At 73.8% G+C, this 15,459-nt stretch carries 14 protein-coding genes; 8 read left to right on the top strand and 6 right to left on the bottom strand.

What is annotated here, in order from left to right:
* Nucleotides 1–46: 46 nt before the first annotated feature.
* The 3 genes from J421_RS07290 to J421_RS07280 form a co-directional block, all read right to left on the bottom strand.
* On the bottom strand, nt 47–2,683 hold the full coding sequence (locus J421_RS07290; RefSeq protein WP_025410516.1) for a M56 family metallopeptidase: 2,637 nt from the start codon (nt 2,681–2,683) through the stop codon (nt 47–49).
* A gap of 2 nt (nt 2,684–2,685) precedes the next feature.
* Nucleotides 2,686–3,078 carry a BlaI/MecI/CopY family transcriptional regulator gene (locus J421_RS07285; RefSeq protein ID WP_025410515.1) on the bottom strand — a complete coding sequence of 131 codons (393 nt, stop codon included), beginning with the start codon at nt 3,076–3,078 and terminating at the stop codon, nt 2,686–2,688.
* Nucleotides 3,079–3,154: 76 nt separating this feature from the next.
* On the bottom strand, nt 3,155–3,469 hold the full coding sequence (locus tag J421_RS07280) for a helix-turn-helix domain-containing protein (RefSeq protein WP_025410514.1): 315 nt from the start codon (nt 3,467–3,469) through the stop codon (nt 3,155–3,157).
* Nucleotides 3,470–3,587: 118 nt separating this feature from the next.
* On the opposite strand from J421_RS07280, the gene J421_RS07275 reads away from it, so the two are divergent.
* Nucleotides 3,588–3,974 carry a VOC family protein gene (locus J421_RS07275; protein WP_104022361.1) on the top strand — a complete coding sequence of 129 codons (387 nt, stop codon included), beginning with the start codon at nt 3,588–3,590 and terminating at the stop codon, nt 3,972–3,974.
* Nucleotides 3,975–4,086: 112 nt separating this feature from the next.
* Here the strand turns inward: J421_RS07275 and J421_RS07270 are convergent, their stop codons facing one another.
* Complete coding sequence (locus J421_RS07270) at nt 4,087–6,003, bottom strand: ABC transporter ATP-binding protein (protein WP_025410512.1); 1,917 nt, start codon at nt 6,001–6,003, stop codon at nt 4,087–4,089.
* Between the two features lie 209 nt (nt 6,004–6,212).
* On the opposite strand from J421_RS07270, the gene J421_RS07265 reads away from it, so the two are divergent.
* The 4 genes from J421_RS07265 (at nt 6,213) to J421_RS07250 (ending at nt 9,678) form a co-directional block, all read left to right on the top strand.
* Entirely contained in the window at nt 6,213–7,127 is a 915-nt protein-coding gene (locus J421_RS07265) for a S1C family serine protease (protein WP_025410511.1), read from the top strand.
* 4 nt (nt 7,128–7,131) lie between these two features.
* On the top strand, nt 7,132–8,061 hold the full coding sequence (locus J421_RS07260) for a S1C family serine protease (RefSeq protein ID WP_025410510.1): 930 nt from the start codon (nt 7,132–7,134) through the stop codon (nt 8,059–8,061).
* A 105-nt stretch (nt 8,062–8,166) separates the two neighbouring features.
* Entirely contained in the window at nt 8,167–8,862 is a 696-nt protein-coding gene (locus J421_RS07255; RefSeq protein WP_025410509.1) for a response regulator transcription factor, read from the top strand.
* A 141-nt stretch (nt 8,863–9,003) separates the two neighbouring features.
* The gene (locus J421_RS07250; protein WP_025410508.1) at nt 9,004–9,678 is read left to right on the top strand and encodes a peptidylprolyl isomerase; all 675 of its coding nucleotides are present in this window, start codon (nt 9,004–9,006) and stop codon (nt 9,676–9,678) included.
* Between the two features lie 74 nt (nt 9,679–9,752).
* Here the strand turns inward: J421_RS07250 and J421_RS07245 are convergent, their stop codons facing one another.
* Together J421_RS07245 and J421_RS07240 are read right to left on the bottom strand one after the other, a co-directional pair.
* Nucleotides 9,753–10,232, bottom strand: a complete 480-nt coding sequence (locus J421_RS07245) for a hypothetical protein (protein WP_025410507.1) — start codon at nt 10,230–10,232, stop codon at nt 9,753–9,755.
* 114 nt (nt 10,233–10,346) lie between these two features.
* On the bottom strand, nt 10,347–12,020 hold the full coding sequence (locus tag J421_RS07240; RefSeq protein WP_025410506.1) for an ABC1 kinase family protein: 1,674 nt from the start codon (nt 12,018–12,020) through the stop codon (nt 10,347–10,349).
* A 135-nt stretch (nt 12,021–12,155) separates the two neighbouring features.
* Here J421_RS07240 and J421_RS07235 point away from each other — a divergent pair, with 135 nt between their 5' ends.
* The 3 genes from J421_RS07235 (at nt 12,156) to J421_RS32025 (ending at nt 15,421) form a co-directional block, all read left to right on the top strand.
* Nucleotides 12,156–12,914 carry a hypothetical protein gene (locus J421_RS07235; RefSeq protein ID WP_025410505.1) on the top strand — a complete coding sequence of 253 codons (759 nt, stop codon included), beginning with the start codon at nt 12,156–12,158 and terminating at the stop codon, nt 12,912–12,914.
* A gap of 150 nt (nt 12,915–13,064) precedes the next feature.
* Nucleotides 13,065–15,140, top strand: a complete 2,076-nt coding sequence (locus J421_RS07230) for a copper amine oxidase (RefSeq protein ID WP_158508676.1) — start codon at nt 13,065–13,067, stop codon at nt 15,138–15,140.
* Nucleotides 15,141–15,250: 110 nt separating this feature from the next.
* Nucleotides 15,251–15,421: a PEP-CTERM sorting domain-containing protein gene (locus tag J421_RS32025; protein ID WP_158508675.1), complete on the top strand. Its 171-nt coding sequence runs from the start codon at nt 15,251–15,253 to the stop codon at nt 15,419–15,421.
* Nucleotides 15,422–15,459: the final 38 nt, after the last annotated feature.

Here is a 15,459-nt window from a genome sequence, read left to right as displayed (position 1 = left end):
CGGCGCGAGGGACGCGCCGTGAGCCTGACGAGCGCCTAACGATCGACTAACGCGTGACGAGCTCCATCACGCGCCGGTACTCCTCGCCCGACGACACCGTCTTCAGCGCGGCGAAGAACGCGGTGCGCGTGCCCGCATCCTCGAGCGCGCGCGGCCGCGCGGCGACGGCGCTCAGCACGCGCGCCTTGTCGCCGTCGGACGCGATGTGCGAGGCCGAGCGCAGCAGGTCGGGGAGCGCGGCCGGCGACAGGTCGGGGCGGCGCAGCGCGGCGAGCAGCACCTCGGCGTGGTCCCCGTCCGACGCGATGTTGTCGGCCGTCGTGAAGAACGCCTCGCGCGCGCGCGTCGTCGCGAGCGTCGTGCGCGTGAGCGCCGCGGTGAGCACGATGCGCCGATCGCCGTCCGACGCGATGGCGTGCGCCGAACGGAGCACGTTGACGAGCGTCGCCTCGTCGGTCGGCGCGCCGAGCACGGCGACGAGCACGCCGGAGCGGTCGCCGTCGCTCGCGAGCGTCGTCGAGGCGTCGATCACGGCATTGCGCACCTCCGGCAGGTCCGTCGCGCGCGAGATGATCAGCCGGAGCACCGCCGACTTGTCGCCGTCGGACGCCATCTCCTTCGCCGCCTGGGTCGCCTGGCCGAGCACCTCGCCCGTCGCGGGCGCGCCGGCGACGCGCGTGAGCACGGCGCGGCGGTCGCCGTCGGAGGCGATCGTGTGCGCGGCGGCGACGATCGCCATCGCCACGGCGGGATCGCCGTTCGCGCGGTCGGCGATCGCCTTCAGCGACGCCGCCTTGTCGCCGTCGGAGGCGATGGAGCGCGTCGCGAGCGCCATCTGCCGCAGCTCGTCGACCGACGGCTGCCCGTCCTGCAGCAGCGCCGTGAACCACGCGCGCTTCACGCCGTCGCTCGCGATCTGGCGCAGGTCGTCGAGCACGCCGGCGACGCCGCGCTGCCGGCGGATGCGCGCCACGCGTCCCTGCACGCCGATCGTGCTCTCGCGGGCGAGCACGGGGATGATGCCGCGCAGCCACTGTTCCCCTTCCACGGGGTCGAGCGCCGCGCCGTTCACGGTGTACGACCGCTCGAGCTGCCCGCCGCGCTCGCGCAGCAGCACCGCGCGCGTGGTGCCGCCACGGGTCTCGGCGATCTCCATCATGCCGCCGGACGACAGGCGCTCCACGTCGGTGTCGTCGTCCGAGAAGTCGACCTTGCCGGTGAGCTGCACCTCGAGGCACCGCTCGCCGTTGACGATCGTCGTCGACGAGTGCGCGCCGTCGTCGTGGACGGACACGACGTGCTGTCCCGCGCGCGGCCGGCAGCCGGCGAGCGCGGTGACCTTGCCGGAGAGCTGTGCGCGCGCCATGCCGAGCGCGGCGAGCGTCGACGGCGTGCCGCGGACCGGCGCCGCTGGCGCGTGCGCCTGCGTCGGCCCGTGCTCGACGATGTACGACGGCAGCGCGGACTCGCCCGCCGGGCGGGGCGCGTGCGCGGCCTGGCGAGCGGGCGTCGCGGCCGCGGTGGCGCGCGCACCGGCGAGCGGCACGAGCGCGACGGCGGCGACCGCGCACGCCACCGCGGCGGCGCGGCGCGTCGTGCGGATGCGCGGCAGCGCCGGGTCGAGGATCGCGAGCAGTCGTCCCTCGAACTCCGATCGGCGCGCCATCGCGAGCGCCGCGGCGGCGGGGCTCGCCTCGCCCAGCGTCTGCACGAGCTCCAGCAGGTCGCCCGCGTACGCCGTGGGCCTCGTGCCGACCGCGAGCACGAGATCGTCGCACGCGCGCTCACGCTCCGCGCGCAGCCGGCGCGCCGCGAGCACGACGAGCGGATGGAACCAGAACACGGCGAGCGCGAGCTGCGACAGCACGTGGGTGAGCGCGTCGAACCGCTCGACGTGCGCGAGCTCGTGGAGCAGCACCGCGCGGCGGCGCTCCTCGGTCCACGCGTCGGCGTCGGCCGGCAGGAGCACGAGCGGGTAGACGACGCCCCACGTCACCGGCACCGTGCCCGTGCGTCCGACGAGCAGCGTGACGGGGCGGCGGATGCCGAGCTGGCGGGCGAGCCGCTGGAGGAGCATCACCCACGCGGCATCGTCCGCCGGCGCGGCGCGGCGCACGAGCCGGGCGAGGCCGAACGTGCCGAGCGTGAGTCGCAGCAGGACGACGACCGCGCCGGCGGCCCACACGATCGCCAGCCAGCCGAGCACGGACGGACCGGAAGAAGCGGGCGCTCCCCATTCGCTCGGCGTGACCGTGGAGATCGGCACGGCGACCGGCGGGGCGACCACGACCTCGGCGGGGACGGCGACGGCGGGCGCGGGGGCGACCTCCACCGGTCCGGCGATCGGCCCGGCGATCGGCCCGGCGATCGGCCCGGCGATCGGCCCGGCGACCGGTCCGGCGACCGGTCCGGCGAGCGACGCCGGGGCGAACGACGCGGGCGCGATCGGGAGGCTCCAGCGCGGCGCCACGAGCTCCAGCAGCGGCAGCACGAGCACGCCCACGACCGCGGTGCTCCACACGAGGTGCCGAGTCGCGGCGGCGGCGCGGCGCATCAGCGTCGTCGCGCCGGCCGCCGCGGCGAGGATGATCGTCCCCTTGATCGCGCTGCCGGCGACCAGGGGGAGGGCGCGGGCGGCGAGATCGCCGCCGCGCGACAGGAGATCGGCGAGAAGGGGCGTCATGGTCAGCGGCCCTCCCGGCGACGCTCCTCGATGAGCGACGAGAGGCGGTCGACCTCGTCGCGCGACAGGCGGCGGTCGGTCGCGTCGAGCAGCGCGGTCATCGCCGCCTCGACCGATCCGTCGAAGAACGTCCGCAGCATGTGCGAGATGGCCGTCTTCTGCGCGGTGTCGCGCGCGACGACCGGGCGGTACACGTAGCGCGGCCCGTCCTCGTGATGCCGCACGTGCCCCTTGTCCTCGAGGATGCGCAGCATCGCGCGGACGGCCGAGTAGCTCGGCGCCTCCGGCAGCCGCTCCTGGACCTCGGCGGCAGTCGCCTCCTCCATCTGGAAGAGCACGTCCATGATCTGCCGCTCGCGGCGGCTGAGATGGCGGTCGATCGGCTGCTCGGGCATCGCGCGGGCTCTCGGAGACTGGTGTGCTAAACTTCTAGCATCGTGCTAGAAAATTAGCAATAGCGGGTTTTCGGCCTCACCCTCCCCGCCGCGCCCACGGCTTCAGCACCGCATAGCGGGGAATCGCCGTCGGCGTCTCGCGCTGGAGCCCGACGAGCTTCCGTCGCAGCAGCGAGTTCACCGCCGTCTGTACCGCCCGCTTCGAGAGTCCCGTCGCCTCGGCGAGCTCGCGCAGGCTGAGCGCCGCGGCGGCCCGCCCGCCCTCGGTGCGGCGCCACAGCACGAGGTAGACGAGGAACGCCGACGGTCGCCGGTCGTGGCCGACGAGGTCGGGGAGCAGCGTGTCGACCACGTACGGGTCGACGGCGATCGGATCCGCTGGGCGTGGCATCCCCGACTATGGCAACCGGTGCCATGGCACACAATGCCATGGCAGGGGCTTCGCGACTGGACCGCGTTCGCGAGACCGCCAAGATTGCGCGCCGCCACCCACCCATCCCGAGAGTCGCATGCCCCACACCGACACCGCCGCCGTGCGCGGAATCAAGTTCGTCAGCATCCCCACGCGCGATCAGGACCGCGCGCTCGCGTTCTGGACGGAGAAGCTCGGCCTCACGGTCGCCACGGATCAGCAGTTCGACGACAAGCAGCGCTGGATCGAGCTGCGCATCCCGGGCGCCGACACGCGGCTCGTGCTGTTCACCACGAACGGCTCCGAGGCGCTGATCGGCCAGTTCGCGCCGATGAGCTTCTGGAGCGACGACGTCGACGCGACGTACCAGCAGCTCGTCGACGCCGGCGTCGAGGTGCTCGGCCCACCGAAGAAGGCGGAGTGGGGATCGTCGCTGCTGTTCAAGGATCCCGACGGCACGACGTTCCACATCGGCAGCCGGTAGGCCTCCACGTACGCGTGTTCGTCGGACCAAGATGGACTGACGGAGGACTGAAGCAGGACAACAACAAAGACGTTGTCGTTGGTCCCTCTTCAGTCCTCCTTCAGTCCTTCACTCAGGCCTTCGCCGTCTCGACGTCCTCGGCCGCGGTGAGCTCCTCGCCGGGGTTGATGAACCGGTTCTGCTCCCACTGGTACTGCCGGTCGTGCAGCGTGCGATAGCGGCCGCCGAGCGCCATCAGCTCGGCGTGCGAGCCGCGCTCCACGATCTCGCCATGCTCGAGGACCAGGATCTGGTCGGCGCTGCGGATCGTGGAGAGGCGGTGCGCGATGACGAACGTCGTGCGCCCGCCGCGCAGCCGGCCTAACGCTTCCTGGATCAGCGACTCGCTCTCCGAGTCGAGGCTCGACGTCGCCTCGTCGAGGATCAGGATGCGTGGATCGGCGAGCAGCGCGCGCGCGATCGCGATGCGCTGCCGCTGGCCGCCGGAGAGCCGCACGCCGCGCTCGCCAACCACCGTGTCGTACCCCTTCGGGAAGCCGCGCACGAACTCGTCGCAGTTCGCGAGCCGCGCGACGTGCTCGATCTCCTCGCGCGGTGCGCTCGGCCGCGAGAACGCGATGTTCTCCGCCACCGTGCCGTCGAACAGGAAGTTGTCCTGCAGCACCACGCCGAGGTGCGAGCGATAGTCGACGAGGCGCACGTCGTCGAGGTCGCGGCCGTCGACGAGCACGCGTCCCACCGTCGGCCGGTTGAACGCCATCACGAGCGACACGAGCGTGCTCTTGCCCGACCCGCTCGACCCGACCAGCGCCGTGGTGGATCCGCTCGCCGCGTCGAACGTGACGTCCTTCAGCACCGGCTGCCCCGGGTTGTACTCGAAGCTCACGTGGTCGAACCGGATGTCGCCGCGGATCACCGGCAGCCTGTCGCGCCGCGCGTCCTCGTCGATCTCCGTCGGCAGCTCGAGGATCTCGCGGATGCGGTCGAGCCCCGCGATCGCCTCGGAGATCTGCGTGCCGATCGACGCGATGCTCACCACCGGCGCGGACAGGATGCCGACGAACGCCGTGTACGACATGAGCTGGCCCAACGTCATGTCGCCGCGGACCACCGCGGGGCCGCCGATGGCGAAGATCACGAAGCCGACCAGCCCCACCACCACCGTCGATCCCGACGTCGTCGCCGACACGCCCGTGATCGAGCTCGCGATGTTGCGGAAGAGGCGGTGCACGCCCTTCGCGAACACCACTTGCTCGCGCCGCTCGGTGCCGTACGCCTTCACCACGCGGATCCCGTTCAGCGTCTCGTTCAGCCGCCCGGTGATCTCGGCGTTGATCTTCCCGCGCTCGCGGAAGATCGGCCGCAGCTTCTTGAACGCCGTCGTCATCCCCCCGCCGAACGCCACGAGGAGGACGAGGATGGCGCACGTCATCACCCAGTTCAGGTAGAACAGCACGCCCAACGCGACCACGGCGGTGAACACGCCGCCGACGAGCTGCACGACGCCGGTGCCGACGAGGTTCCGGATCCCCTCGGCGTCGCTCATCACGCGCGAGATGAGCACGCCCGTCTGGTGCTCGTCGAAGAAGCGCACGGGAAGCCGCGTGACCTTGTTCAGCACGCGGCGGCGCATGTCGCTGATCGCCTTCTGCGCGGCGACGCTGATGACCTGCGACAGCGCGAAGCCAGTGATCGCCTGCACGACCGTCGCGCCGGCGACCGCGAACGCGATCGGCCACAGCAGGTCGTGGCGGTTCTTCCCGATCACGTCGTCGATGAGCCACTTCGTCGACGCGGGGAGCAGCAGCCCGGCGAGCCGGCTGACGAGCATGAGCACGAGGCCGATCGACAGCGACCGGCGGTGCTGCATCATCAGCTTCCGCGCCTCGCGCCACGCGGCCTTCGTGTCCACCTTCTTCTTCGCGTTAGGCAGGCCGGTCTTCAGGTCGTCGCTCGACGACGCCCGCGACACCGCGCGCCCGGGCCGCTCGGCCTTGCCACTCAGGTTTCCGTTCCCCCGTCCGATCACTCGAGCCTCCTCTGCTCTCCACGCTCCACGCTCCCCGCTTCCTCCGCCGTCCGGTCGAGCGAGCGTGGAGCGTGGAGCGTGGAGCGCGGGGAATCCCGTCGGAAGATATTACCACCCGAACACCCGACCCACGCATCGCCTGTTCGGGCGATGGTGACCCGCGCGTCACACGGCGAACGTGCGTCCGGCTCTCACACCGGACCAACCGCATGTCCTCGACGCTCGAAGCACTCTCCAACGACCTCGCCGGCGCCGTCGAGCGCGCGGGCCGCAGCGTCGTCGCGATCCACGCCCGCCGCCGCATCCCGTCGAGCGGGGTGCTCTGGCGGCCCGGCCTCGTCGTCGCCGCCGACCACACGGTGCACAAGGACGACGACGTCCGCGTGACGCTCCCCGACGGCACCGACGCCCGCGCCACAGTCGCCGGCCGAGATCCCACGACCGACGTCTGCGTGTTGAAGCTTCCCGACGGCGCGGGCGAGGCGGCCACCGTCGCCCGCACCCCGCTCCGCGTCGGCCAGCTCGTGCTCGCGCTCGGCCGCCCCGGTCCGTCGGTCACGGCGAGCCTGGGGATCGTCTCCGCGGTCGGCCCGGAGTGGCGCACCTGGCGCGGCGGCCGAGTCGACCAGTTCGTGCGGCTGGATCTCGCGATCTACGACGGCTTCTCCGGCGGCCCGCTCGTCGACGCCGCGGGACGCGTCCTCGGCCTCGGCACCTCCGGCCTCGCGCGCGCGGCGGCGGTCGCCATCCCGGCGTCGACCGTGGACCGCGTCGCCGACCAGCTCCTCGCCGGCGGCCGCATCCGACCCGGGTACCTCGGCATCGGCACCCAGCCGGTGAAGCTCACCGAGGCGATGCGTGGGCACCTCCGGGGCGCCGGCGACCGCGCGCCGGAGTGGGGTCTCATGGTCGTCGCCGTGGAGCCGAACGCGCCCGCCGACCGCGCCGGCATGCTCCTCGGCGACGTGCTCGTCGTGCTCGACGGCCAGCCGACGGCCGACCCGCGCGACGTCCTCGCCGCCCTCGGACCGGACACGATCGGCCGCTCGATCGAGGCCACGGTCCTCCGCGCCGGCACCCCCGCCACGCTCTCCATCACCGTCGGCGAGCACCCGAGCCGCTGATCCCATGTCGATCCTCTCGACGGCAGAGATCCAGCAGGATCTCGCCACCATCGGAGCAGCCCTGCGCGACGTCACCGTCGTCGTGCGCGGCGGCCATCCCCGGCGCTCCCGGTCGCCCGACGCGCAGGGCTCCGGCATCGTCTGGGAGCCGGGGCTCGTCGTGACGAACGCCCACGTCGCGACCGAGACGACCCTGTCGGTCGAGCTGCCCGACCGCGCCGCGGTCCCGGCCACGCTCGTCGCCCGCGACCCCCGACGCGATCTCGCGGTCCTCCGCGTCGACCCCGGGGAGCTCGGCGCCCGCCACACGGCCACGATCGGCGACCCGGATCGGCTCCGACCGGGCGAGCTGGTGGTCGCACTCGGCCACCCCCTCGGTGTCCCGCACTCACTGGCGCTCGGCGTCGTGCATACTGTCGGCAAGGCGTCGTGGCAGGGGGAGCGAGCGACCACGCCGGCGCTCATCCACACGGACATCCGGCTCGCCCCGGGCAACTCGGGCGGCCCGCTCGCCGACGTGCGCGGACGCGTGCTCGGGGTGAACGCGATGATCGCCGGCGGCCTCGGCGTCGCGATCTCGGCCACCGAGGTGCGGCATCTCCTGCTCGCCGCGGAGCCGCGGCCGAGGCTCGGCGCGACGCTGCGCGAGGTCACCGTGCGCGTGGGGGCGCGCGGCGAGCGGGACGAGCGGCTCGGGCTCCTCGTGATGGAGACGTCCGCGGGCGGCACGGCGGCGCGCGCAGGGCTGGTCCAGGGTGACGTGCTGCTCGGCCACGCGGGACGGCCGTTCCGGAGCCCCGACGACCTGCTCGCCCTGCTCCACGACGCGGGGCCCGGCGGGACGCTGCGCCTCGACGTCGGGCGGGGCGGCGCGCGGCTCAGCCTGGAGGTGACGCTCGGCGCCGCGGTCGGCGCGGAGCGCCGCGCGGCGTGACCCGCGTTCGCGTGGTACCGGCGGCGATGGATCGGTTCGGCGCCGCCGGTCGCGCGGTGGAACCATGGGCGAAGGGGGGGAGCCCCCCCTGGTACCTAGGCGCCGGTGACGAGGGTCGCCGTCGTCGCCGCGTCGCCGGTGCTGCGCGCCGGCCTCGAGTCGCTGCTCGGCGCGGCGCCGTCGCTGGTCGTCGTCGGCACGGTGTCCGAGCGGCGCGACGGCGACGACGACGCGCCGTCGCTGGCCGAGCTCGTGGCGCCGCTGGCCCCCGACGTCGTGGTGCTCGTGGCCGACGGGGAGCCACCGCGTCTCGCCGACGAGGGCGTCGACGGCAGCGCGCGCGGGCGGTGGCGGGAGGGACGGTCGGGGGCGGGGCGCCCGGCCGTCGTGCTCCTCGCCGACCTCGCGGACCCGCGCGCCGTCGTGCGGGCGATCCGCGCCGGCGTGCGCGGCGTGCTCCCGCGCGAGGCCGGCGCCGACGAGATCATCGCCGCGGTGGAGGCGGTCGCGGCGGGGCTGCTCGCCCTCCCGGCGGACGTCGCCGACGAGCTGCTCGCCGGCATGGCGCCCGAGCCGGTGGGCGCCGTCGCGTCCGCGCCGGCCGTGACGCTCACGCCGCGCGAGCGGGAGGTGCTCGCACTGCTCGCCCAGGGGCTCGCGAACAAGGCGATCGCGCCGCGGCTCCGCATCAGCGAGCACACCGTGAAGGCGCACGTCGCGTCGATCTTCGAGAAGCTCGGCGCGGGCACGCGCGCGGAAGCGGTGGTGACCGCGGCACGCCTGGGGATTCTGATGCTGTGACTGGTCAGGCGGCGCTGATGGGGCGGCGCTGACGGGGCGGCGCTGGAACGGCGGCTCCGAGAACACGGGGCATCAGCGCCGCGGTCTCAGTCACGCCGTATCAGCGCCGCCCCACCAGCGCCGCCTCTTAGATTCCCCCGCATGCGACCCCCGGCCCTTCTCACACGCGTCGCGGCGGCGGCCGCGCTCGCGTTCGCCGCGGCGTGCGCCGGCACGTCGCCCCTGCTGAAGCCGAACGCGCGCGCCGAACGGCTCGCGGCGCCCGACACGTTCGTGGTGCGCTTCACGACGACGCGCGGACCGTTCGACGTGCAGTTCATCCGCGCGTGGGCCCCGCACGGCGCCGACCGCGTGTACTACCTCGTGCGCAACCGCTACTACGACGGCGTGCGCTTCTTCCGCGTGCTCCCCGGCTTCGTCGCGCAGTTCGGCGAGAGCGGCGACCCACGCGTCGCGAAGCTCTGGGACGTGCGCACGATCCCCGACGACCCGGTGCGACAGAGCAACACGCGCGGCATGGTGACGTTCGCCACCGCGGGTCCGAACACGCGCACGACGCAGCTCTTCGTCAACTACTCGTCGAACAACACGCGCCTCGACAAGCTCGGCTTCGCGCCGTTAGGCCGCGTGATGGACGGCGGCATGCGCGTGGTGGACTCGCTCTACGCCGGATACGGCGAGGGCCCTCCCAAGGGGAAGGGCCCGGACCAGGACCGCATGGCCGCCGAGGGCGACCGCTATCTGCAGCGCAACTACCCGAAGCTCGACTGGATCCGCAGCGCCCGCGTCGTGCACGAGGGACGGAGGCGGCGATAACACTCGGGACTGGGGACTCGGGACTCGGAACTCGGGGGGGAACGAGTCCCGAGTCCCGAGTCCCCAGTCCCGCATCATTTCTTGTCGAAGACCAGCTTCAGCGTCAGCGCGCCCGCCGGCGACGCGATCTGCTGATCGATCGTCAGCGACTTGCCGTCGGGCGCGAGCGTCCAGCGGCTCTGCTGGCTCTGGTCGGTGCCCTGCAGCTTCGCGACGATGAGCACCGCGCCGCCGTCCATCTTCGCCGTGCGCAGGACGGTCTGGCCCGTGGGCGCCGTCTCGCTGACCTCCTTGCCGTCGAGCGTGACCGACTGCGACATGGTCTGATCGCCCTGCGACGTGCTGACCGCCTGCGTGTACTTCAGCGCCGGCGCCTTGTGATCGACCGTGAGCGTGATCTTGGTGAGCATGCCGGCCATCGGGCCGAGGTCGCTCTTCGCCGTGTTCAGCTCCCACTGCCCGCTGAAGTCGGGGGCGGTGGTCTGCGCCGCCGCGGCGCCGGCGGTGAGAGTGACGACCGCGAAGGCGGCGAGGGTGCGCTTGAGCAGCTTCATGAGACTCGGTGGAAGTGGCGTGGGTCGAACGGCGGCGCGGCCGCGCTGCCGCAGTCTACAGGACGCCGGTGGACGGAACCAGTTTCTGCGTCACACGCAAGGAATTCGTAAGCGTCACCGCTCCGCCCCATCGCCGTTCCGCCGCGGCGCGACGAGCGGCCCCACGATCCCGGCGATGAGGTCGACGATCTCCCGCCCCGCCGCGTACACCGCGCCCGCGATCTCGCCGATCACGTCCCCGACGGCGCCCCCCATCGCGCCGCCGAGCGCCGAGGTGAGCACCGCGCCCACGACGTCGAACTCGCCGCCGAGCCACGCCAGCTCCGATTCGCCCGGCTCGCGCAGCGCGGCGCTGATCTCGCGCCGCAGCCGGAGCGCGACGGGCGATGCGAACGTGACGCCGTTGAACCGCGTGTCGTAGCGCGCGCCGAGTCCCTCGATCAGCGCGGCCGTGCGCGCGAAGTACACGAGGTCACCCGGCAGCGTGACGGGGAAGTCGTAGAGCGTCGACATGACGCGGTCGGCGAGCAGCTCGATCCGGTCGCGCGCGGTCGTCCCCTTCGTGTACGCGACGTCGAGCAGCGCGTCGACGAGCGCGCGCATCGTCGCCCGGTCGGCGCGCGGGTCGGCGACGCCGAGCGCGTAGAACCCGTCGACCAGTCCGTCGGCGTCGCGCCGGATGCCGGCGAACGCGGCGCGCGCGAGGCGGCGGCGCAGCTCGCGCGACACCGGCACCACCATGCCGAAGTCGAGGACGACGATCGTCCCGAACCCCGTCGCCCCCTCCGGCGGCTCCTGGTAGTACAGGTTCCCCGGGTGCGGATCGGCGTGGAAGAAGCCGTCGATCAGCATCATGCGCATGTACAGCTCGATCACGCGCCTAACGAGCTCCTCGGCGTCGAGCCGTCCCGACGCGACGAGATGCTGCAGCCGATCGATGCGCGTGCCGGGCATGTACTCCATGACGAGCACGCGACGTCGCACGAGCGAGGGCTCGACGCGGGGCACGGCGACGCCCGCGCGGCCGGCGAAGTTCGCGCGCATCGCGGCGGCGTTCGCGGCCTCGTGGCGGAAGTCGAGCTCCTCCCACACGCGCACGCCGAACTCGCGCACCGCGTTGCGCACGCCGCGCAGATGCGGGTTCGGGAACCACCGCTCGGCGAGCGCGAGCAGCCGCTCCGCCGCCCGCACGTCGGCGGCGACGAGGCGCTCGACGCCGGGGCGCAGCACCTTCACCGCGACCTCGTGGCCGCGCCAGCGCGCACGGTGCACCTGGCCGAGCGACGCGGCGGCGAGCGGCGCCGGATCGAACCACTCGAAGATCTCGTCCGCGGGGGTGCCGTACTCGCGCGCGATCGTGCGCCGCACGGCGGCGAGCGGCACGAGCGGGGCCTGGTCGGAGAGCGTGCCGAGCGCCGCGAGGTACGGCTCCGGCACGAGGTCCGCGCGCGCGCCGAGCAGCTGCGCGAGCTTCACGAACGTCGGTCCGAGCCGGCCTAACGTCTCCACGAGGCGCGCCGCGCGCCGCGCGTGGAACGCGGGGCTGCGCGGCACCCGATCGCCGCGCACGATGCGGCTGCGGTGGTCCCGCACGAACGAGAGCACGAGCGGCAGCGCGCGCGCGGCGACGACGACCGTGCGCCACCAGACCATGACCGGATGGACGACCGTCGCCGGCGCCGCGAGCGGGAGCACGGGCATCCCGTCGCGTTCCGGCGTGCGGACCGGCACCAGGGAAGTGCCCGGCGGCGCGGTGCCGCGTGGATTCGACCCGTTGTGCGTCGTCACGATCCCAATGCTACGCCGGGGACGGGCCAAAGTGTCGTCGGAGGATCCTTGTCGCGCCCCGATCGCCGAGCGTACGCTCCCGGCATGGCCGCCCGTTGCTCCAGCCCGCCGGCGGTTCTGCCGAAACTCCGCGGCATGACCCGCCCGCGGCCCCACCCACTCGCGCACGCCGTCGCCGCCGCGCTGCTGCTCTCGTGCGGGGGCGCCGCGCCGTCCACCGCGCCCTCGACGCCGACGGCACCGGCGGCACCGACCACGCCGACGCCGCCCGCACCGACGCGCATCGACACGTCGTGGGACGTGAGCATGCTCGGCGTGCCGCCCGTGATCCAGGCGCACTACATCGACCTGGCGCGCATCGCGGCGATCTCGCGCTTCCGCTCCGGCATCGGCCACGACTACTCGGACGACGTGGAGCGGTGTCGCAGCATGAAGCACTATTTCCGACCGGCGGGCACCGACTGGGCGAGCGTGCGGATCGTCTCGCCGGTGACCGGACGCGTCACTCGCATCATCGAGGAGTGGGCGGGCACCCAGATCCAGATCCGGCCGAGCGCGTGGCCGGCGTTCGGGGTCGTGCTGTTCCACGTCGCGACGGCGCGACCGATCGCGGTCGGCGACTCGCTCACCGCGGGAGAGCCGATCGGCACGCACGTCGGCACGCAGACGACGTCCGACGTGGCCGTGTGGGTGACGCTCCCGGGCCAGAAGCGCGCGCTCGTGAGCTACGTCGACGCGCTCCCCGATTCGCTGCGCGCGCCGCTCGTGGCGCGCGGGGCGCCGCGCGACTCGCTGGTGCTCACGCGTGCCCAACGCGACGCGGCACCGCTCGCGTGCGACGGCGAGACGTTCGTGGGGCAGGATCCGCTGCCGGGATGGGTCGCGCTGCGGTGAGCGTGGACGCGATGGACAGGATGCGGTCCTCGCTCATTCTTTGACAGGATGACGGGACGGACAGGATGGGAACCGACGACGATGGGCAGTCCACGTGTCGTCGGTTCGCATCCTCTCCGTCCTGTTCGTCCCGTCGAAGACGAAGCGCACATGGTCCTGTCGATGAAGATCACCGACTCCGCGCCCGTGAACGCGGCGTTAGGCACCGGTGGGCGATTCCGCGCACCCCGGCGGGCCGCGGCAGGCGCACCTCGGGTCCATCGGCCCGGCGCGCGTGGAGCGTCGGTGAGCGCGCGGGCGCGAGGCGTGCGGCTCGCGTGCGCGGCCGCGTGGAGCGTGCTGGTGCTCGGCTGTCGTGGCCACGAGCCCGTCGCCGTCACGCACCCGCTCGACCCGCTCGACGCGCGCGAGATGGACGTCGCGCGCGAGGTGCTCCTCGCCGCGGGCCGGCTCGGCGGCCCGCGGCGCGTGTCGCTGCTCGACGTGCACGAGCCGCCGAAAGCCGACGTCGTCGCGGGGCGCCCGACGCGGCGCGAGGCGTTCGCCGTCGTCTACGACGCGCGACGCAACGAGACCGCGGAGGCGGTCGTGGATCTCGCGGCGCGCCGCCTCGCGTCGTGGCGCCTCGTGCCGGGCGCGCAGCCGCCGCTCGATCCGTCCGACGCCGCGCTCGCCGACTCGCTCGTGCGAGCCTCCGCCGCGTGGCGCGCCGCGGTCGCACGCCGCGGGGTGCGCGATCTGTCGACCGTCGAGGTCGCGCCGTGGAGCGCCGGCTACTTCGGCAGCGACGCGCCGGCCACCGCGCGCGTGGTGCGCGTCGACACGTACGTGCGCGCGCGCCGGCCTAACGACATGGCACGTCCGATCGACGGTGTCGGCGTCGTCGTGGATCTCACGCGGCGCCTGGTGCGCGTGGAGGACGCGGCCGCCGCCTACCCACCGCCCGATGCGGCGAACGAGGACGCCGCGTGGCGCCCGCTTCCGCCGCCCACGACCGACGCGCCATCGGTCACCGGCGGCGGCGCCTCCGCGGCGGCGGTTCGAGTGGACGGGTCGCTCGTGCGGTGGCGCCGGTGGCGACTGCGCGTCGCGATGCGTCCGCGCGAGGGGCTCGTGCTGTACGCGGTCGGCTTCGACGACGGCGCGCGCGTGCGCAGCGTGCTGCACCGCGCGTCGCTCTCCGAGATGGTCGTGCCGTACGGCGATCCGGGCCCCGGCTGGTACTTCCGCAACAGCTTCGACGCCGGGGAGATCGGCATGGGCGTCGGCGTCGCGGCGCTGCGCCCCGGCGTCGACGCGCCGGCGGGGGCGACGTTCGTCGACGCCGTACTGGCCGACGTGCACGGCGTGCCGCACCGCCGCCCGCGCGCCATCGCGGTCTACGAGCGCGACGGCGGGCTCGCGTGGACGCACGCCGGCACGGGCCGACGCGCGCGCGAGCTCGTGGTCTTCGCGCTGTGCAACCTCGGCAACTACGACTACGGCTTCGAGTGGACGCTGCGCGAGGACGGCACCATCGCGCACCGCGTGCTGCTCACCGGCGCGATGGCGGCGCGCGGCGTGCCTAACGCAACGGCCGGCGCGCACGACTCGCTCGCGCACCCGGTGACGGGCGGGGTCGCGGCGGTGCACCACCAGCACTTCTTCAGCTACCGGCTCGACCTCGACGTCGACGGGGCGTCACCGAACCGGGTGGACGAGATCGAGACGCGCGCGCTCGACGCGGGGCCCGCGAACCCGTACGGCGGCGGCTTCGCGGCGCACGAGCGCACGCTCGCCACCGAGCGCGCGGCGCGCCGGCCGCTCGACCTCGCGTCGGCCCGCCGGTGGATCGTGCTGAACCCCGCGGCGCGCAACGCGCTCGGCCGGCCGACCGGCTACCTGCTGGAGCCGGAGGCGAGCGCGGAGCCGTTCGCGCGGCCGGGGTCGTGGGTGCGGCGGCGCGCCGGCTTCCTCGACGCGGCGGTGTGGGCGACGCCGTTCCGCGACGACGAACGGTACGCGGCGGGCGACTACCCCTACCAGTCGCCAGGCGGGGACGGGCTCGCGCGGTGGACCGCGGCCGACCGCCCGATCGACGGCACCGACGTGGTGCTCTGGTACACCCTGGGCGTCACCCACAACCCGCGCCCGGAGGACTGGCCGATCATGCCCGTGCAGGCGGCCGGCTTCCGACTGGTCCCGGTCGGGTTCTTCGACCGGAACCCGACGATCGGCGACCGGTGACCGGACGCCGGCGGGCGTGGACGGGCGAATTGCGGTCGGGCTCGGCGAATCGCATCTTGGCGCCAGCCGCACTTCCGCGGCCGAGCCCAACCCGCTCCAGGGAGATGGCCATGAAGCGCTCGCTGCAGCTCGTCGCCTTGATGTTGCTGTCCGCAGGTGCCGCCCACGCCGCCGGCCGGCTGCCGCCGGTCACCACCACGCCCGAACCGATGACGCTCGGCCTCGTCGCCGGCGGGGTAGCGATCGTCGGCGTCGGCGCGTGGCTGCGGCGGAAGCGCTGATCAGGTCAGCGTAGAGCGCAGAGCGTAGAGCGCAGAGC

Origin of the sequence: Gemmatirosa kalamazoonensis, from assembly GCF_000522985.1 — a bacterium.
Taxonomy (GTDB): Bacteria; Gemmatimonadota; Gemmatimonadetes; order Gemmatimonadales; family Gemmatimonadaceae; genus Gemmatirosa; species Gemmatirosa kalamazoonensis.
Note: the sequence above shows the minus strand (reverse complement) of the source record. Positions and strands in the feature narration are given on the sequence as shown.

Coding starts and splice junctions, on each gene's coding strand:
- J421_RS07290 (WP_025410516.1), bottom strand. CDS start 2,683: ATGACGCCCCTTCTCGCCGATCTCCTGTCGCGCGGCGGCGATCTCGCC.
- J421_RS07285 (WP_025410515.1), bottom strand. CDS start 3,078: ATGCCCGAGCAGCCGATCGACCGCCATCTCAGCCGCCGCGAGCGGCAG.
- J421_RS07280 (WP_025410514.1), bottom strand. CDS start 3,469: ATGCCACGCCCAGCGGATCCGATCGCCGTCGACCCGTACGTGGTCGAC.
- J421_RS07275 (WP_104022361.1), top strand. CDS start 3,588: ATGCCCCACACCGACACCGCCGCCGTGCGCGGAATCAAGTTCGTCAGC.
- J421_RS07265 (WP_025410511.1), top strand. CDS start 6,213: ATGTCCTCGACGCTCGAAGCACTCTCCAACGACCTCGCCGGCGCCGTC.
- J421_RS07260 (WP_025410510.1), top strand. CDS start 7,132: ATGTCGATCCTCTCGACGGCAGAGATCCAGCAGGATCTCGCCACCATC.
- J421_RS07250 (WP_025410508.1), top strand. CDS start 9,004: ATGCGACCCCCGGCCCTTCTCACACGCGTCGCGGCGGCGGCCGCGCTC.
- J421_RS07245 (WP_025410507.1), bottom strand. CDS start 10,232: ATGAAGCTGCTCAAGCGCACCCTCGCCGCCTTCGCGGTCGTCACTCTC.
- J421_RS07235 (WP_025410505.1), top strand. CDS start 12,156: ATGACCCGCCCGCGGCCCCACCCACTCGCGCACGCCGTCGCCGCCGCG.
- J421_RS07230 (WP_158508676.1), top strand. CDS start 13,065: ATGGTCCTGTCGATGAAGATCACCGACTCCGCGCCCGTGAACGCGGCG.
- J421_RS32025 (WP_158508675.1), top strand. CDS start 15,251: ATGAAGCGCTCGCTGCAGCTCGTCGCCTTGATGTTGCTGTCCGCAGGT.